The organism is Vibrio albus (assembly GCF_003144035.1).
GTDB lineage: Bacteria > Pseudomonadota > Gammaproteobacteria > Enterobacterales > Vibrionaceae > Vibrio > Vibrio albus.
In genome coordinates this window covers 21,159-40,062 of sequence record NZ_QFWT01000014.1, presented here as the reverse complement: position 1 = coordinate 40,062, position 18,904 = coordinate 21,159, and the positions used below count along the sequence as shown (strand labels likewise).

General features: G+C 45.5%; 16 protein-coding genes. 13 read left to right on the top strand and 3 right to left on the bottom strand.

The window, feature by feature from the left end; all coding sequences use genetic code 11:
• Nucleotides 1–130: 130 nt before the first annotated feature.
• The 5 genes from ftsY to glpG all read left to right on the top strand — a co-directional run bounded on the left by ftsY (nt 131) and on the right by glpG (nt 5,519).
• Nucleotides 131–1,372: a signal recognition particle-docking protein FtsY gene (gene ftsY, locus DI392_RS18500; RefSeq protein ID WP_109321175.1), complete on the top strand. Its 1,242-nt coding sequence runs from the start codon at nt 131–133 to the stop codon at nt 1,370–1,372.
• Between the two features lie 45 nt (nt 1,373–1,417).
• Nucleotides 1,418–2,095, top strand: coding sequence for a cell division ATP-binding protein FtsE (gene ftsE, locus DI392_RS18495; RefSeq protein WP_109321174.1), 678 nt, complete (start codon nt 1,418–1,420; stop codon nt 2,093–2,095).
• Nucleotides 2,082–3,029: a permease-like cell division protein FtsX gene (gene ftsX / locus DI392_RS18490; protein WP_109321173.1), complete on the top strand. Its 948-nt coding sequence runs from the start codon at nt 2,082–2,084 to the stop codon at nt 3,027–3,029. Before ftsE ends, ftsX begins: the two co-directional genes overlap by 14 nt.
• Nucleotides 3,030–3,239: 210 nt before the next feature.
• On the top strand, nt 3,240–4,097 hold the full coding sequence (rpoH, locus tag DI392_RS18485; protein WP_109321172.1) for an RNA polymerase sigma factor RpoH: 858 nt from the start codon (nt 3,240–3,242) through the stop codon (nt 4,095–4,097).
• A 588-nt stretch (nt 4,098–4,685) separates the two neighbouring features.
• Complete coding sequence (glpG, locus tag DI392_RS18475) at nt 4,686–5,519, top strand: rhomboid family intramembrane serine protease GlpG (protein WP_109321170.1); 834 nt, start codon at nt 4,686–4,688, stop codon at nt 5,517–5,519.
• Nucleotides 5,520–5,553: 34 nt separating this feature from the next.
• On the opposite strand, the gene DI392_RS18470 is transcribed toward glpG, so the two are convergent.
• Nucleotides 5,554–5,973, bottom strand: coding sequence for a flagellar basal body-associated protein FliL (locus tag DI392_RS18470; RefSeq protein WP_109321205.1), 420 nt, complete (start codon nt 5,971–5,973; stop codon nt 5,554–5,556).
• A 127-nt stretch (nt 5,974–6,100) separates the two neighbouring features.
• Here DI392_RS18470 and DI392_RS18465 point away from each other — a divergent pair, with 127 nt between their 5' ends.
• Together DI392_RS18465 and ubiA are read left to right on the top strand one after the other, a co-directional pair.
• Nucleotides 6,101–6,658 (top strand): chorismate lyase, encoded by a 558-nt coding sequence (locus DI392_RS18465; RefSeq protein ID WP_109321169.1) that lies wholly within the window; start codon nt 6,101–6,103, stop codon nt 6,656–6,658.
• A complete protein-coding gene (ubiA, locus tag DI392_RS18460) occupies nt 6,655–7,509 on the top strand; it encodes a 4-hydroxybenzoate octaprenyltransferase (RefSeq protein WP_109321168.1) in 855 nt (284 codons plus the stop codon). Before DI392_RS18465 ends, ubiA begins: the two co-directional genes overlap by 4 nt.
• A 104-nt stretch (nt 7,510–7,613) precedes the next feature.
• Here ubiA and plsB read toward each other — a convergent pair whose 3' ends face one another.
• The gene (gene plsB, locus DI392_RS18455; RefSeq protein ID WP_109321167.1) at nt 7,614–10,037 is read right to left on the bottom strand and encodes a glycerol-3-phosphate 1-O-acyltransferase PlsB; all 2,424 of its coding nucleotides are present in this window, start codon (nt 10,035–10,037) and stop codon (nt 7,614–7,616) included.
• A 245-nt stretch (nt 10,038–10,282) separates the two neighbouring features.
• Between plsB and lexA the strand changes: the two genes are divergently transcribed.
• The 6 genes from lexA to DI392_RS18425 all read left to right on the top strand — a co-directional run bounded on the left by lexA (nt 10,283) and on the right by DI392_RS18425 (nt 17,450).
• Nucleotides 10,283–10,906, top strand: coding sequence for a transcriptional repressor LexA (gene lexA, locus DI392_RS18450; RefSeq protein ID WP_109321166.1), 624 nt, complete (start codon nt 10,283–10,285; stop codon nt 10,904–10,906).
• Nucleotides 10,907–11,050: 144 nt separating this feature from the next.
• Nucleotides 11,051–11,674, top strand: coding sequence for an HTH-type transcriptional repressor FabR (fabR, locus tag DI392_RS18445; protein WP_109321165.1), 624 nt, complete (start codon nt 11,051–11,053; stop codon nt 11,672–11,674).
• 5 nt (nt 11,675–11,679) lie between these two features.
• A complete protein-coding gene (locus DI392_RS18440; RefSeq protein ID WP_109321164.1) occupies nt 11,680–12,081 on the top strand; it encodes a YijD family membrane protein in 402 nt (133 codons plus the stop codon).
• Between the two features lie 281 nt (nt 12,082–12,362).
• Nucleotides 12,363–13,622: a tyrosine-type recombinase/integrase gene (locus DI392_RS18435; protein WP_109321163.1), complete on the top strand. Its 1,260-nt coding sequence runs from the start codon at nt 12,363–12,365 to the stop codon at nt 13,620–13,622.
• A gap of 393 nt (nt 13,623–14,015) precedes the next feature.
• Nucleotides 14,016–15,959 (top strand): methyl-accepting chemotaxis protein, encoded by a 1,944-nt coding sequence (locus DI392_RS18430; protein WP_181388465.1) that lies wholly within the window; start codon nt 14,016–14,018, stop codon nt 15,957–15,959.
• 39 nt (nt 15,960–15,998) lie between these two features.
• The gene (locus DI392_RS18425) at nt 15,999–17,450 is read left to right on the top strand and encodes a diguanylate cyclase (RefSeq protein ID WP_109321161.1); all 1,452 of its coding nucleotides are present in this window, start codon (nt 15,999–16,001) and stop codon (nt 17,448–17,450) included.
• Nucleotides 17,451–17,836: 386 nt separating this feature from the next.
• Here the strand turns inward: DI392_RS18425 and DI392_RS18420 are convergent, their stop codons facing one another.
• A complete protein-coding gene (locus tag DI392_RS18420) occupies nt 17,837–18,796 on the bottom strand; it encodes a 26S proteasome regulatory subunit family protein (protein WP_109321160.1) in 960 nt (319 codons plus the stop codon).
• Nucleotides 18,797–18,904: the final 108 nt, after the last annotated feature.

Below are 18,904 nucleotides of genomic sequence, written 5' to 3'. Positions count from 1 at the left end.
TGCTGGCAGAGTGTAGCAAGAGCACGGCCATATTTCTTTGTTTAAACAGGCTTCTTTGCTTAAACAATCAGGACAGAGAATATATACAGGTTTACTTAAAAATAAACAGGCAGATTCAGGATTAACCCGGATGGCGGAAAAGAAAAAACGCGGATTATTATCATGGCTGGGCTTTGGTGACGAAGAGCAGGCAACAGCTAATGAGCAAAAAGAGCAGGAATCTCAATCCTCAGAAAATCTCACTGACGCAGAACAGTTCGAAGAGGTGAGTAAGGCTGAAGCGACCGAAGAATTACAGCCCGTTTTGGATACAGAAATAGCAGCCGACGAAGACGTGCCGGTTGAAGAAAGTGAAGAGACCATTTCAGAAGATGAGGTCTCCGTCGCTTCCGAGACAACTTATGAGACGGAAAATGAGCCTGAACGTGTTCAGGAGCAGGAAAAACCAACCGAAAGCTTCTTTGCCCGTTTGAAACGCAGCCTGGCAAGAACCAAACAGAATATCGGTGCCGGTTTCTTTGGACTGTTTAAAGGTAAGAAAATTGATGACGAGCTGTTTGAAGAGCTGGAAGAGCAGCTGTTGATTGCGGACGTGGGTATGGACACCACAATGAAAATCATCGAGAACCTGACAGAGAAAGCCGATCGCCGGGAACTGAAGGATGGTGAAGCGCTGTATAACCTGCTGAAAGAAGAAATGACCGGTATCCTTGCTCATGTTGAGCAGCCTCTTCAGGTGGATACCAGCAAGACTCCATATGTGATCCTGATGGTCGGGGTGAACGGTGTCGGTAAAACTACCACCATTGGTAAGCTGGCGAAGCAGTTCCAGCGTGAAGGTAAAAGCGTGATGCTGGCTGCCGGCGATACCTTCCGAGCGGCAGCGGTAGAGCAACTGCAGGTATGGGGGGAGCGGAACAATGTACCTGTTGTGGCTCAGCATACCGGTGCCGATAGTGCGTCAGTGATTTATGATGCCATCGAATCAGCTAAAGCCCGTGGCGTTGATGTCGTGATTGCAGATACCGCAGGTCGTCTGCAGAACAAGAGCAATCTGATGGAAGAGCTGCGCAAGATTGTGCGTGTGATGAAGAAAGTCGATGATGCCGCCCCACATGAAATTATGCTGACGCTGGATGCCGGAACAGGACAGAATGCCATCAGTCAGGCAAAACTGTTTAGTGATGTTGCACCGATAACCGGTATTACTCTGACTAAACTGGATGGAACCGCAAAAGGCGGGGTGATTTTTGCGATAGCGGATCAGTTCGGTATTCCTATCCGTTATATCGGTGTGGGTGAAAGTATCGATGATCTGCGTCCGTTTGAAGCGCAGAGTTTTATTGATGCTCTGTTTAGCCGGGAAGAATAATAGCAAGGAAGCATGATAAGCCATCTGATAGTCGAGGGATAAAGGGTGATTAAGTTTCAGCAAGTCAGTAAGGTCTACCGGGGTGGTCGACAGGCATTACAGAAAGTAGATTTTCATCTGCGTAGAGGTGAAATGGCCTTTCTGGGCGGACATTCCGGGGCAGGGAAAAGTACACTGCTGAAACTGATCTGTGCCATTGAACGGCCTTCAGACGGGAAAATCAGCTTCAATCAGCACGACATCACCCGAATCTCTGCACAGGATATTCCTTTTTTACGCCGACGTATTGGTATTGTTTTTCAGGACCACAAGCTGCTGATGGACCGTTCAGTGTTTGATAATGTGGCTCTGCCGATGCGGATAGAATCCGCTTCCGAAAATGACATCAAACGTCGGGTATCGGCGGCACTGGATAAAACCGGATTACTGGATAAGGCTAAATGCCTGCCAAGCCAGCTTTCTGGTGGTGAGCAGCAAAGGGTGGGGATTGCCCGTGCGGTGGTCAACCGTCCTACACTGGTATTAGCGGATGAGCCGACTGGCAATCTGGACCCGGATCTCTCTTCCGACATGCTGAAATTGTTTGAGGAGTTTAACCGCGCTGGTGTGTCCATATTGTTTGCGACACACGATATCGGGCTGGTGGACACCCGTCCTCAATATCGTCGCTTTGAACTGAACCATGGCTTTTTGAGTGAGGTAGACGGTTATGGCCAGTCATAAACCACGGAACAAGCCCGATATCCGTCGAATCAGTTTTCTGCGTGCGCATATGCTGCAGGCAAAGAAATCATTCTTTGCTCTCTGGTTCCGGCCTTTGGGAAATAGTCTGACTCTGGCGGTCATTGCGATGGCCTTAACGATGCCGGCCAGTCTGTATCTGGTGGGAAAAAATATTGTTCAGGTGGCTGAAGGGATCGCAAGTCCATCCCAGCTAAGCGTCTACCTGCATGACGATACACCTGAAGCCAGAATTATGGTACTGAAGGATGAGCTGGAAAGCTGGCCGGAGATCAAGGCTATCAACTATGTCTCACCGCAGCAGGGGTTGAGTGATTTGAGTCAGTATGCTGGTTTTGACGACGCTATCGCCTTGTTGAGTGACTACTCTCTTCCGGCAGTGCTGATTATTTCTCCTGGGGTTGAACAAGACAGTGCTATTCGCCAGATCGCATCACGCATCGGACAGATGGACGAGATTTCCGATGTCCGCATGGATGAAGACTGGATGGCCCGGCTGGATTCGATTCGTACACTAGCCATCACCGTTGCCGTGATACTGGTGGTGCTGATGCTGAGTGCCGTCTTTCTGATCGTCGGTAATACCCTTCGCTTTACTGTGCTGGCTCACAAGGATGAGATCCAGGTGATGAAGATGATTGGCGCGACAGACAGCTTTATTTTGCGTCCCTACCTGTATTCGGGCGTTTGGTTTGGGGTTCTGGGAGCGATACTGGCGTGGATTCTGACTGCGATAATTACCATATTGCTCAATGGGGCAGTCGAGGACCTGGCACAATTGTATGACAGTCATTTCCGTCTGATAGGATTGAATGTTGATGAGTCGTTTGCGTTACTCATGTTAGGTGCTTTTCTTGGTTTTGTGGCGGCCCGGCTTTCTACTCGCCGTCATTTGAAAGAGATTGAGCCAGTCTGATTGCCTGGCTGAATGAGTGATGGAAAGGCGGAACTAATCTTTTTCATACTTGTCATAAAAACGGCAAGAGAATAGCGACTCTTTATACTTTGCACTTGTATAGCAAAAAGATCTGTGGATAATAATCGATCCGCTTGAATCTTGTTCTGATAAGGTTCAGTATTGGTGGGCTAACTAATTTGTCTGATGAAGAGACGAACGAGGAACGGAATGACAAACCAAACGTATTCAATGGCTCTGGTTACTCAGGATAGCCTTGATGGCTATATCCGCTCAGTAAACAGCTACCCTATGCTGACCGCTGACGAAGAACGCGGACTGGCAGAGCGATTACACTACAAAGGTGAAATTGAAGCAGCGAAAGGGCTTATCCTTTCTCACCTTCGATTCGTTGTTCACGTAGCGCGTGGTTATTCAGGTTATGGTCTTCCTATGGCTGATCTTATCCAGGAAGGTAACATTGGCCTGATGAAAGCGGTAAAACGCTTTAACCCTGAAGTGGGTGTTCGGCTGGTATCTTTTGCCGTTCACTGGATTAAGGCTGAGATCCACGAATATGTACTGCGTAATTGGCGGATTGTAAAAATTGCAACGACTAAGGCGCAGCGTAAACTCTTCTTTAACCTGCGTAAGTCGAAAAAGCGTCTTGGCTGGTTTAATAACGGTGAGGTTGAAACTGTAGCCCGTGAGCTGGGTGTCGAACCATCAGAAGTTCGTGAGATGGAATCTCGTCTTGCCGCTCAGGATGCCACATTCGAAATGCCTGTTGATGATGATGACTCTGCTGCAAGCTACACCGCACCGGTTCTGTATCTGGAAGATAAGCAGTCAGATGTTGCAGAGAGCGTCGAAGCCGATAACTGGGAACAGCACACCAACAACCGTCTGGCACACGCATTGGCGACGTTGGATGACCGGAGTCAGCATATTGTCCGCTCTCGCTGGCTGGATGATAAAAAATCTACCCTGCAGGAACTGGCCGAAACCTATAGTGTTTCCGCAGAGCGTATCCGCCAGCTAGAAAAAAATGCGATGAAGAAACTGAAACTCGCTGTTGGTGACATCTAAGCTTTTTTATCTCAATCAAAATCAGAAGATCATACAAAGGCCGGGTTCTTACAGAACCCGGTTTTTTTGTGCTTGTTTTCTTCGGATGTCTTGTCCTGATAATTCCCTTCAAATTAAAGACTTTTCCCCTTTGGTATAACGTTTCAGATCAACGATCTACCCCATTAGGTATCAGAATGTCATGACATGGATCCAAATCGTTATCACTGATATGACTCTGCCTGTGTATAACTTTGTGGTTAAAATATTTCTTAGCTGTCAGAAACAAGGGAATATTAGGCCTTACAGAGGTTTTTGCCTCTGGGGATACTTTTACTATTACACACATATTAAAAAGGATCATTACTATATATTGTGGATCCTGATCATCAAAAACACTTTATCAACGCAATTCACAGTTTTATCCACAATTGATGAAATATTGATCGTTGGTGGATAACCAATATCATCATGATCCCTGTTCAGTCTCTGGATAGGTTGTTGCCATGTCTGACTTTATTGTGATTATCAGTGTGATTAGCGTATTGCTGCTATTGGGGTGAGTGTGTTATTACATGGGGGTAATACTGAATAGCAGGCAACGGGCAGATGATTCGATTAGTGGTTCTGAACAACCCCAGAATGGCACAGGCATTTATTGACTATATGGCATCACGTCACATCGCAATTGAGATGATGCCAGAGGGGGGAGGCAGCTTCGCGCTGTGGCTAAAGGATTCCCAGCATCAGGTTGAGGCGGAAGCCGAGCTCAGCCACTTTCTGGACAACCCTCATGATCGAAAATACCAGGCCGCATCCTGGGCGGTAGCAGAGTCCAGAACCCGGAAGTTTAGTTACCATAGTCCGGGGATGATGGCTTTACTTCAGTCTAGAGCTGGTCCCTTTACTCTCAGTATCATGGGAGTGTGTGTGGGCATTTTTATTCTGAGTCAGATTGGTTTTGAACAGCCAGTATTCAGTCTGTTGCATTTTCCTGCCTTAGCGGGAGAGCAGTGGCAGCTCTGGCGCTGGGTTTCTCATGCTTTGCTGCATTTTTCCGTCTTACATATTGCTTTTAATCTGCTCTGGTGGTGGCAACTGGGCGGTGATATTGAGCGGCATCTGGGGTCGGTGAAGTTACTGACTATTTTCCTGTTGTCTGCGGCTCTGTCTGGTGCAGGCCAGTATTGGGTGGAAGACGCGTATTTTGGCGGATTATCCGGGGTGGTTTACGCCTTGATGGGCTACCTTTGGCTGATGGGGAGCCGTGCTCCTGAATCTGGACTATTTATACCTAAGCCAATCGTCGTCTTTATGTTGGTCTGGCTGGTGCTGGGTTATGTTCAGCCTTATATGGCGATCGCCAATACAGCCCACCTGATGGGGTTGTTATCTGGGGTTGTGTTGGGATGGAAAGACAGTCTGCAGATCAAACATCAGTGACGAACTGTGATGGTTCGTCACTGGCTAAACGGTACTATTGATACAAGTACTTAGTAAACAGAAGATCCGTCAGCAGGGTACGTCCTGTTTCTGCGAGTAGTATGTCGTTCAGGTGCTCTTTCAGTTCTTGTCTGAGCTCTTCTCTGCCTGCCAGCGTCTTGATTTTATCTTCGGGTTGCTCACCAATCATTTCGATAATGGCATCCCGAATCAGGGGTTGGTGTTTTTCTAAATCAGCAATATAGCTGGCATCGGCCACCATCAGGTCGATTCGGACCTGCAGATAGCCGAGTTTTTTACCTTTGGTGTAGAAGTTAGTGGTGAGGTCCGGTGCCAGAGTAAAGTAGGCGAAACGCGGGCCAGTCTGTTCACCGGAGCTATCTTCTGCAAGTGTTAAAGAAGAAAAACACAGGCTGGCGACACATACAAACAGGGTTAGGTAACGTATAAGCATATTTCTGTATTTAAAATTATCCGGATATTGTTTATATTTTGCTGCTTTTTTAGAAGCAACATCAAGTATAATTACTAACATTATCTTAACCGATTATCTCACAGGTGTCTGAATTTATACTCACGCTATGACCGATCACATCCAGCGGTACATTACTGCTCTACAAAAAGTGGACTGGCATGACTTGGATCAGTTCGGGTTTCCGAATGACATCGCTTCTTCCTGGGTAACCGAGCAAGGCTCCCTGTCTAAACGCTTATCTGCTGTCAGTTGCGGTATTCGTGTAGAAGTGATCAATAATCAGCACATGTCCCGTCAGGGATTAACGAATGAAGAGAAAAACTTACTGGCTGAGGAAGACTGCCTGCAGAGAGAGGTGGTTCTGAAAGGTCTGGTGAGTGAGGGGCTTGAACAGGAATGGCTGGTTGGAAGAACATTAATCCCTCAGAGTTCAATAGAAGCACAGCCTTTTGATCTGGTTGAGCAGGGGGAAGTGCCTCTGGGGCTGACTCTATTTTCTGCGGATGAAGTGGAGCGGGATGCCATGCAGGTCGGTTGGGTTTATATTCAGGGTGAAACCCTCATCGCCCGTCGCTCCCGTATCTGGGTGAACAGAAAGCCAGTACTGGTGGCGGAACTGTTTCTGCCTGATTCGCCAGTGTATACAAAAGGAGAACAATCATGAGTGCGGCTAAAGCCAGAGCCTATTGGCAGCTTATGCGGATGGACCGTCCTATCGGCTCTTTACTGCTACTATGGCCGACGGTATGGGCACTATTTCTGGCCGCAGAGGGTATGCCGGATCTGAATATATTGTTGGTTTTTGTTCTTGGGGTGCTTTTGATGCGTTCTGCTGGCTGTGTGATCAACGATTACGCTGACCGGGATTTTGACGGCTTTGTGAAGCGTACTAAATCGAGACCGTTACCATCAGGAAAAGTTTCTCCTTTTGAAGCCGTGTTACTGTTTCTGTTTCTGGCTCTCAGCTCTTTCTTTCTGGTTCTGACCATGAATACTCTGACGGTACAGTTATCGTACGTCGGCATTGTGCTGGCGGCGATCTATCCGTTTATGAAGCGTTTTACCCATGTGCCGCAGCTGTTTTTAGGCCTGGCATTCAGTTGGGCGATACCGATGGCCTGGGCTGCCCAGGCTAACGAGTTGCCACCCCAGGCCTGGCTGCTGTTTATTATTAATTCTCTCTGGACCATTGCTTACGATACTCAGTACGCCATGGTAGATAGAGATGACGATTTGAAAATCGGCATCAAATCCACCGCTATTCTGTTTGGCAGGCGGGATAAAAAAATCATCGGTTTATTGCAAGTGCTGACACTGGTGCTGATGACGGCTCTGGGACACTGGATGCAGTTGGGCCTGTTCTTCTATGTCGGTATTCTGGTCGCGGCTGCTCTGTTTGGATTTCAGCAATACCTAATCCGGAATCGGGAAAGAGATGACTGTTTTCGAGCCTTTCTGAATAATAATTATGTGGGTATGGTTCTGGCGACAGGGGTCTTTCTCGGTACGTTCTAGTTTTACAGCCTTGCCGGCGACCGGTATAAGAGGTTGCTACAAATCGTGTTGCAACAAAAAGGCTTATCAGGTTGATAAGCCTTTTTACCGGGGGAGTACTCTGATCATGAACCGGCAGAAATGCTTTCCTGAATCGTCAGCTTGACATCAGTAGGGAGCAGGGCAGAAAGTTGCTCCGCAAGCTGATGAGCTTTTTCTGTGTCACAGCCTCCTTCCTGAATGAGATAACCTTCTTCTTTAAGTGTGCTGAGCATAAAGGCAAAGACACCCTTATCAAAAAATTCCGGCGCATTGATTCCATGCAGTCGTCCCAGCCGCTGAGCCATTGCCTGACTTTTCTGCTCCAGATCGGACTTGTCCATTTCAGGCTCTGAGATGAGCTGATTCAGCACGATAGCATAACGCTGTAGGGTTTCAGTAATGGTCTGAGCCAGCAACATCAGTGGCTGAATATTCTGCTGGTTCAGTAACACCCTATCACCGTCAACGGTGATCATATTCTGCTGTGAAAATTCACCAATGATGGAAGAAATGACACCATCCAGTTCTTCAGACTGATAATGCAGGAACAGCTCTTTTTTCAGAAATGGGTAGAGTAAGTGTAGTGTTTCGGTGACGGCCTGTATTTCTATGCGCTGGTGACGCACCACTAGCTGAGCAATCAGTGCAGGCAGTGCGAACAGGTGAATAATATTATTCCGGTAGTAGGTCATCAGAACCGATTGATGACGATCCAAAGAAATAATGTCGCCCAGTGCGTCTGACTCCACGACGAATTTATTCAGCGCTTCTGCATGCCGGACCAGCTCTGCTGCAGACTGAGAAGGAACCGTGCAGGTTGCAGAGTAGGGGACGTTACGCAGAAGAGAGAGATAGACGTCGACCTGAGCAATCAGCGTATCTCTGGTCAGGGCTCGCTGACTTGAGGCGAGCAGAGCGGTGGCACAGAGCGTCAGGGCATTGGCCGCTGCGGCATCGTTAATATGGGTCATCATCTTGGTTGCCAGCTGGTTGACAACCGGCGTTATCCATTGTGGCCTTGGTGCCTCCACCGGGTTAATATCCTGGGTCCAGCCCGGGGTATGCTCATTGAGATACTGATTCAGAGGGATCGGTTCTCCGAAGTTGACATACCCCTGGCCAAAGTCCCGCAACTTACGCAGGGTCTTGATAACCTGTCCGGCATTCTCTTTTTCTTTCCGTTTTCCCCGCAGCTCTTTGGCATAGGTAGACACTTCCATCACATGTTCATAGCCAATATAAACCGGCACCAACGTGACCGGACGATTTAATCCACGCAACATAGCCTGAATAGTCATGGCCAGCATACCGGTTTTGGCCTGCAGCAGCCGGCCGGTTCTTGAACGTCCGCCTTCACTGAAATATTCGACAGAGTAGCCTTTGGTAAACAACTCGGCCAGATATTCACGGAATACCGTTGAATAGAGTTTATTGCCTTTAAAGCTGCGGCGGATAAAGAAGGCACCACCCCGGCGGAAGATAGGCCCGGCCGGGAAAAAGTTCAGGTTGATACCGGCGGCAATATGCGGTGGTACCATACCTTCCTGAAACAGGACGTAAGACAGCAGCAGGTAGTCCATATGACTGCGATGGCACGGGACATAGACGATTTCGTGTCCGTCCTGAGCCAGACGCCGGACAGCAGAGGCATTGTTAATATTCAGTCCCTGATATAGCTTGTTCCATAGCCAGCCAAGGAAACGGTCGCCTTTTTTAACCAGAGAGTAGGAAAAGTCAGAGGCAATTTCATCCAGCATGGAGTGGGCTTCGTTGTAGGCTTTTTCGATACTGATATTACTGCCACGTGCCTCATCCTGAATCGCTTTTTGTATTGCCTGAGAGGCAAGAAGGCGGCTGAATAATCGTTCCCGGTCAGGCAGGTTAGGGCCTGAAGCCGCCATTTTCTGTCTGGAAAAGTGGATCCGGGCGACGCGAGCCAGTTTATGGGCAATCGTAGTATCCGAGCCATGAGAGTCCGCCATATAGCGCAGAGAGACACAGGGGCTGAACCGCACCATACAATCACGTCCGGAAAACAGCACCGCTTTGGTTTTTTGCAGACCGTTCAGTGCCTGCAAATATGGTTTGTTTTGTTCTTCTTTGCCGGGTTTTCGTCCCCACAGTACGGTGGCGGGTATGACCTGAACATCCAGCGTTGGATCTTCTCTGTGCAGACGCAGCAATTCCGAAAACAGCGCAATGGAGGCGCTCGGGATATGTTTATCATCCTTTAGTATTGTTGGTCTGGAGCTGATATACACAAAGCGATTTAATAGCTGATTATTCAGTTCAATAGTCGATAGCGGATCCGGCAGGCCGGCGTTTAACGCACTAGCCTGTAAGGTGAGAAGATCAATATCTGAACGAAATGGTAGTGCATAGACTATGGGTTTGTTCAGGTCGATGTTCAGATCTTTTATCGGATCAGACGGAATAGCGGTGCTTTTTACTAACACTGAAACCGGTAGCTTCAGGAGTGAATGGGAAACATTGCGTTCTGAATACATCAGATTAATCGCCTCAGAAGTTATAAAAATAGGTGTACCAGCACACAAGAAGACGGGCTATAGAAGTCATCTTTTGCACGCGCAGCAAGGATACCAGAACTGGTCCAACCTTTTAATGAAAAAGTTGTTTTGAGTAAAAACTCTGGGAGTTTTTATTATTCCGGCCTTTAAAACCGACAGAAACTTTCCAAATGAAAGAATACTGGATATACTCACAGTTAGCTGTATAAAAAGACAGGTGATTTATGAGGCCGTTAACTCCGAGACAACAACAGGTTTTTGATCTGATCAAAGACAAAATAGAAGTAACAGGGATGCCGCCAACCAGGGCTGAAATTGCACGTGAGCTGGGGTTTCGTTCAGCCAATGCCGCGGAAGAGCACTTGAAAGCATTGGCGAAAAAGAAAGCGATAGAGATTATTCCCGGAGCCTCCCGGGGTATTCGGCTTCTGCTTCAGGATGAGGCGGCAAATGATGCAGAAGGGTTGCCACTGATTGGCCGTGTTGCAGCGGGTGAACCTATCTTAGCTCAGGAGCATGTTGAAGCGCATTATCAGGTTGATCCGGCGATGTTCCGTCCTCAGGCCGACTTCCTTTTGCGGGTTTATGGCGAAAGTATGAAAGACATTGGTATTATGGATGGTGATCTGCTTGCTGTGCATAAGACCCAGGATGTTCATAATGGTCAGGTCGTTGTGGCCAGAGTCGATGAAGATGTAACGGTAAAAAGACTGGAAAAGCAGGGCTCTACAGTATTACTGCATGCAGAAAATGAAGCGTTCGAACCCATTCGGGTGGATCTGGAGTCACAGCAACTTTCCATTGAAGGCGTGGCTGTTGGGATTATCCGTAATACGGACTGGATGTAATACCGACTGGCTGATGCATAATATTATTTTCCGGAGCAGAATTAAGTTTGCTTCGGAAAATCGTGTTTTTTCTGTTTATAAATCACGTTATCTTTATAGTGTTTAATATACAGCAGATAGCTATAGGGTTGGAAAACAGACATTATGGGAATTCGTGCACAGCAGAAAGAGAAAACCCGCCGCTCACTGATTGATGCCGCATTCAGCCAACTGAGTGCGGAGCGTAGTTTTTCCAGCCTGAGTCTGCGTGAAGTTGCCCGAGAGGCGGGTATTGCGCCAACCTCTTTCTACCGGCACTTTAAAGATATGGAAGAGCTGGGCCTGACGATGGTGGATGAAGGCGGATTGCTGTTACGTCAGCTAATGCGTCAGGCACGTCAGCGTATCGCTAAAGAAGGGAGTGTCATTCGTACCTCCGTAGACACTTTTATGGAATTCATTGAATGCAGTCCTAATGTCTTCCGGCTTTTGCTTCGTGAGCGTTCAGGTACTTCTGCTGAGTTTCGGGCTGCGGTTGCCCGGGAAATGCAGCATTTTTCTGCAGAGTTAACCGAATACCTGATCAGTACAGGTATGAACCGGGATGAGGCTTTTACTCAGGCAGATGCTTCCGTTACTTTAGTATTTAGTTCAGGTGCTGAAGCTCTGGACCTGGGAAAAAATGAAAGGGATGAGCTCACAGAACGACTGGTAACGCAGTTACGAATGATATCGAAAGGTGCATACTGGTACAGAAAAGAAAGTGAAAAACAACAGGACAGGATTTAATCATTATGTCACATGAATCTTCCCCAGAAAAGTTATCCTCTTCCAACTGTAAGTCAGTCGGTTGCTCGGAGAGAAAAACGCTTATTCTCGCTATTGTTGCTGGCATGTGCAGCAATGCCATTATCTCTTCTATGTTGCACAGTGCGGTGACATTCTCTATCTTCTCAGTGATAGCTTTAGCTCTGTCTTTGCAGATGCTGTATCAGGACTACCTGCGTAATCCGGTAGCGGAAGATATTCCGATGATCGGGCTCGCATGCTTTTTTGTTGGTGTATTTGGTCACTCGGCTTTTCTGAAGGCACAGCATCCCGAGATAGGTTCCAATTTCTTCGCCATTATGATTACTCTGCTACTTTTGCTTTGGGTTGGCAGAAAGTTAGGGTATATCAAGAAGAAAGGTGAATAATACCGACAGATTCTGTATGGTTTAAATGGAAAAGGCTTAGCATTTCGCTAAGCCTTTTTTATCATGAGTCTTAAGAAGGTTTTCTTTCCAGTAATACACCCGCTTCCATATGGTGGGTAAATAGAATCATTAGTCTTCTGGTATCTATGATTGTCTTTAACATGCTGTTTTTATTTTGGTTCTTTGTTATTCGTTGTCTACTGGTGTTTATAGGAATACAATAAAAGCTTACTCGTTGCCGTACCCCGCGCCGTACCCAGAATCATAAGGACTTGCTGATAATGACAAAGCGAATTAGCTCTGACGCCACGTTAAAGGCATTGAAACCGAGAGATAAAGAATACCTCATCCCTGATAAGAAAATTGAGGGATTGAATATCCGTGTTCGTCCAACGGGGACAATGACGTGGACATTTCGTTTTCAAATGGGGAGAAAGCACGAAAAGATATCCATGGGGCGCTATCTTCAGTCAAATTCAAAAGCAGGAATGACATTAGATCAAGCAAGAAAGGAAGCTGGTCGTTATCGGAGTTGGCTAGAAAATAACAAGAATCCCAAAGTGGAGCTTGCAAGAGAACGTCGTGAGCAGGAAGAGGCCAAGACGTTTAACGATGCTTTTGTGAGTTTTGATGAGAAGCGTCTATCGAAGCAATTACGAGGTGAGCAGTCGAGAATTATCTACAATCGAGATATCAAGCCACATATCGGTGGTATCAAATTGGCTGATTTGAGCATATATGATCTCAATAAGGTCTTCGATGCTAAGGTCGATAAAGATGGAAAGCGTATGGCTGGAGCTATCGGGGTCTGCCATAAAATCATCAATCAAGTGATTAACCATGCTTTGGCGCTAAACATGCTTGATACTCATCCGGCTCCGCAACTGAAAGCAAAAGATGTTGGCGGAGGCTCCAAGGTCACTAAGCGAAATCTAAGTTTTGCTGAGCTGAAGATTTTGTTAACCAGCTTGAATGAATGGCGCACTGATCCCGCCAATATCCGCTTAATACGCTTTTTGCTTGGATGCGGACAAAGAATTAGCGCAGTGCTTGAAATGCGCTGGAGTGAGCTAGATTTTGATGAAGGGATTTGGCTATTACCTGCCAGTTCAGAAGATCGTCACACTAAGAGCCAAGAGTCTCGGAAGGTCCCCTTAAGCGATTACCTACTTGAGCTTTTGACAGAACAACGTAAGAGCGTGCCGAGTAAATGGAGTTTGGTTTGGCCTCAGCTTATGGATGATAAAGTACAAGAGCCTGCGGCAGTACGTGCGCTGATTAAACGTAATCTTCCAGCCGACTTTGAACGCTTTTCTCCGCACGATCTGCGCCGTACCTTCATTAGCCGTTGTAGTGAGATAGGATTGGATATTGTTGCAATCGAAAAGACGGTAGGCCACCAGCTACCGGGAATGCTTAGGGTGTATAACCATCATGATTACTTGGAAGAGCAGTTATCTGTATTGCAGGCATGGGGAAATAAACTTCAGTCGTTGACTGTTGAGAATGTAATTCCATTATCAAGGTCTCTGCCATTTTAGACAGCAAGTAACTAGATTAATTTGGATTAGTCTGGACTCAATCTTTCGGTTCCAAAATCACGATGCTACCCGATCGTACAGGTAGCACCTCTTCGTTACGTCCCTAATCATGCCAGTAAAATTCTAATCAGATAAATTTTGTCACCTGCTACCAACAAGTACCACTGTAGCGAACAGCCAAAAGATGGTGCTCGCTTTCTCCCAATAATGAGCTTTGCGCAACAAACTGACCTAATTTCTAAACTGCATTTCTATTCAATAGAGAATCACGAATTTACTGTATAACCAAATGCTAATTTTTATACATGATTTATATAAATCTATCCTGATAGGGCTTAATATTACTGATAATGAGTATGATAAATAGCTGTCAGTATGAGGTTCGTATGCGTTATGTCAGGAAATGAAAGAAAATTCTCAGAAGGGTCAACGCTGGTTTCCATCACCGACTTGCAAGGTGTTATCCAGTATTGTAATCGTGATTTTATCGAAATCAGTGGTTACTCCGAAAAAGAGCTTTTGAACTCCAACCACAACATCGTCCGTCATAAAGATATGCCGAAAGCAGCATTCGCTGACTTATGGGCAACCGTAAAAAATGATAAACCATGGCAGGGAATGGTAAAAAACCGTTGTAAAAATGGTGACTACTATTGGGTGGATGCTTACGTTACGCCTGTATTTGAAAATGGCAAAAAAGTTGGTTACCAGTCTGTTCGAAGTTGCCCTACGCGGGAGCAAATCAAGGCCGCAGAGAGCTTATACCAGGAGCTGAATACCAATCCTTCTAAGGCTATCCCTAAACCCAACTTTATACGCAGGCTATCCTTAGCAACCAGAATGAATACTCTGGCTAGCTTATGCTTTCTGTCCTTTCTGGTTATCCAGTGGGAGGCAGACCACCTTTTTAATGGTGAACTCTGGCATGTTTTCACAAACCTGTGGGTATTGACGCTGTACAGTGCAATGCTCTTTCTTATAAACAAGAAAGTTATTAAAAAGGTTCAGCAGTTAGACACCATTCTAAAGCGCATCTCGGCAGGCGACTTAACAGAACGTATTCAAGTCACCACTTTGGATGAGCTTGGTGATTTAACCATGACTGCAAAAATGCTTCAGGGGCGTTTGAAAGCAGTGATTGGTCGGTTTAGCGAATCAGCAGCAGACTTAACCATGACTACGGGAGTTCTGTCTGATGCGAGCTACCAGACGAAACTTAGCATGGACAGACAGCATTCCGAAACAGAGCTGGTTGCTACTGCTATGAACGAAATGAGTTCAACCGTAACTGAAATTGCCCAGAACACCACAAGAACTTCAGAGCTTGCCGCATCTGCTGATAACTCTGCCAACCAGGGTAACCAGACAGTTGCAACTACTCGTGAGGCTATCCTTGAGCTTTCTAACGATATTTCCCATATCTCAGATAAGATTAACTCATTAGCGCAGGAGTGTGAGCAGATTATTGATATCACAGACTCTATCAGTGGTATTGCTGACCAGACGAACCTGTTGGCTTTAAACGCTGCGATAGAGGCAGCCAGAGCAGGTGAACATGGCCGTGGCTTTGCTGTAGTTGCTGACGAAGTAAGGGTTCTCTCTACACGAACTCAGGAAGCTACCATTGAAATTAATGCGATGATAGAACGTTTGCAAAATGGTAGTCGGGAAGCTGTAACCGCTATGAGTGAGGGTATAGAAAAAGCTCAGGATTCCGTGGAAAAAATTGAAGATACCAAGCAAGCATTTAGTGAAATCGGTACAGCCGTATCCGATGTCAATGATATGAACATGCAGATAGCGACAGCCGCCGAGGAGCAATCTGCTGTAGCAGAAGAAATGAATGCTAATGTGAGTTCTATTAGTGAACACTCTTACAAAACGGCAAGTAATGCTCAGTTAGTTGAAGAAAAAGTGGCTACACTTATAGAAATGTCAGCATCACTCCAATTACAGTTAGAGCAGTATGATTTAGGAGAGTCTGCAACCAAGTTTGACTTTGATACCGCTAAAAAAGCACACCTTGCCTGGAAGTCCAGAGTTCGTGCGCTTCTGCAAGGCGACGAATCAGCAATATCAAAAGAGCAGGCATGCTCTCACCGAGAGTGCCAATTGGGTAAATGGTACTACTCTAGTGGTGCTTCAAAATATAAGAGTTCTACTTATTTCCAACAAATTGAGGGTCCGCATACTCGGTTGCACCAGATAGTAAAAGAAGTGATGGAGCTTAATGAACAAGGGGAGATTGATAAGGCACAGCTACTTTCTCAGGAGCTTTCCCCTATTTCTGATGAGATTGTTGAGTTACTGGATAAAACTAAAGCATCTATTCGATAATGGGTAATATGGTGTGCAATTAAGATTTGGTGGCAATAAATGACAGAAAGCACGATAAGATTTTTCACATGGAGTGAACGCTATTCCATGGGGATAGCGGAAGTAGACAAGGAGCATAAACAACTTGTTTATCTGCTGAACGTGCTTGCAAACCACATCGTTTTGCAGCTTGACATGTCTAAGGTCAATAGCGCATTTGATGAGCTTATCGCTTTTACTTCCTATCATTTCAAAAGTGAAGAAAAAATCTGGAATGCTTGTTTACCTCAGGAGGATTTTATTCTCCAGCATGAAAAAGAGCATGAAGACCTTCTCAGCGGAATTATACAGTTAAAAAACGAATTTCCTGATATTTCCAAAGAAAATCGGATAGAGCAATCTTTGGGCATTTTGTGCCGCTGGCTGGTTACACACATGTTGAAAGGTGACCTATATTTAGCAACGATGGTGCAGGAAATAAAATCAGGGGCTAGTTTTAATGACGCAGAGTGTGCTGCCATAAATATAATTAATGGCGAAGGTCAGATATTACTGGAAGCAACCCTGTCTGCATACAATTCTTTGTCGGAAACCGCGCAACATTTAGTGTGTGTACGCTCTCAATTAGAGGAGAGTGAAGCTCGTCTGCAAGATGCATTAACTTATGCAAAAATAGGCTACTGGGAATTCCCATGTTATGGCGGTGACGTCTACTGGTCTGAGCAAATTTTCCAGATATTTGGTTTGTCAAAAGAGCTTAGTGCTGGTCCAGAAACGCTGTGCGGGATCATGGAAGAAGACCATCACATTTCATTTTATAACTCTCTGCAAGCAAGCTTGAATTCAGGGAGTGAACATCATGTTTGTTATCCAATAACACGACCTTCAGATGGTAAACGTCGATGGATAGATTGCCGCGGAAAAGTTCTTTATAACAGTAATGGTGAGTCCGAAAAAATTACTGGTTTTATTCAGGATATTACAGAGTATAAAGAGCTGGAAGAATTAAACCGCAAACTTGCTATAACAGACCCCCTCACAGGTGCATTGAACCGACGTGGTTTTGGAGAACGAATATCCAAAGAGTTCAATGCTTGCAGGAGATATGATAATCCGCTTACAGTCATGATTTTAGATCTGGATAACTTTAAGCAGATTAATGATCAATTCGGTCATCAACATGGTGATGAGGTACTGAAGAATTTTTCAGAAGCTTGTCGAAACCTTCTACGAGAAAGTGATATTTTTTGCCGTTTAGGAGGAGAAGAATTTGCTGTGGTATTACGTAATACCGCTATAGAAAAAGGAAAACATGTTGCAGAGCGTATCAGGTCTACTGTCGAGTCTGCTACGGTAGCCTATGATGGTGTGACTCTTCAATACACGGTAAGTATCGGAATATCTGAGTTGACAGCACTTGATGATGGTGTCGATGATGTAATGCAAAGAGCCGACGATGCTTTGTATCAGGCAAAAGCACTTAATAAAAACCGAGTTGAGTGGAAGCTATAAAATGTTGCTGTGAATTACCAATACAGGTAGTGGCGTAGCGTTAAGGTTATTATTAGCCTACTGGTTGTAGTAGATTCGATATCTAATAGCTACAACAGCATATTTAGCTAGAAATAGAAGTATTCTTATGCAGGTCGAGGTATCTCTACTCCGTTGCGCAATGCACGTTTCTGTCCAATAACGTTCATCAGTGGCACTTTGAGAAGTGGCTCCGCACTGCCATTCGGAACGTGGGAACTTGCCTATAGGTAGATTTCGTCCGACAAACCGAATAGTAACTTTAATGCTGAAGTGCGGAGGCGGTTGTTAGCTTCGGTCGAGGTTTATCACCAAAAATGTCAGATCGAGTACCACTCACTACAATTAATTAAGTGTGAGAGAGTATATCAGTCACTGTTATCTTTTAATGCTCCCCAAGCACTTCGAAGCATTGGGCCTTGCTGTTCAGAGTCAAGGAGGGCTTCATCAGTGCTGTTTTTATCATGCTCATGACTAGTATTTTGAGTTAGGTCTGAATAACTCTGCGATAACTCTTCTTTCGGGCTTTGATGATAGTTAGCACCACTGGTGTTGTTTTCAAGATCTGCTTGGAGTTGTGCAGCTTCATGATTTTGTTCTGGCGTTTCACTTACTGCGCTAGGCAGGCAAAGTTGAATTTTTAGTTTAGAGTTTTCTTTGGCGTATTCGCTTATCTCTTTTAAAAGCTCTCGGTTCTGCAATTCCATTTGCTCTAAACGTTTTTCTAGCTCTTCAAGTGAAGTAGAGGACTCATCTCCAATAAGGCTTTTTTGAGGTTGTTGGTTTAGTTGCTCTTCTAAAGACTCAATACGTTGAGTCAAATAATCAATCTTTCGTTGCGTTCCCTTGGCTGCAAGCTTGGCCTCGTGATCTGCTGCCGCTCGAACTTCAAGTTTCTTTTTTCTATTCGTAGCAATCTTGGTTTGATATTCGTCATTGATTAACTTAGTGAGTGTCTGCTTTATAGATGCGTTGGGAGTGGAGTTGTTTTTAGCAAGTGACTTTAGGTTTTTGTAGGTATCAGAATCAAGAGAAAGGTTGTAGTGTTTTTTTCCCTGACGAGCATGCCTAGCTCGCCAAGTGGCGCTTAGCTTCCCAACAAAAAGTTTGCCAGCGTCACCAGTATTTAGAATGTCTGCAATTAGACATTCAAATTGCTCTCTGGTGTCTTCCAGACCGATCTGCGAGTTGTAATACTGCTGAAGAAGATCTGAGATCTTTTCATTGGTCGAGAATGTAGATGCCTTCGTTTTTAGGTAGTTTGTCACCCAATTTATTCCGTCATCCTCCCACCTAAAGCTATTGGGTAGTCCCTCTACTGTTAGCATACATACCTCCTGATATCACACTTCAAAAGTATACACTCCTAGTATTAATTGGTGAAGAAATATGAATCTATAGGTTGATATATAGCAGTGCTATTTAAATGCATATGT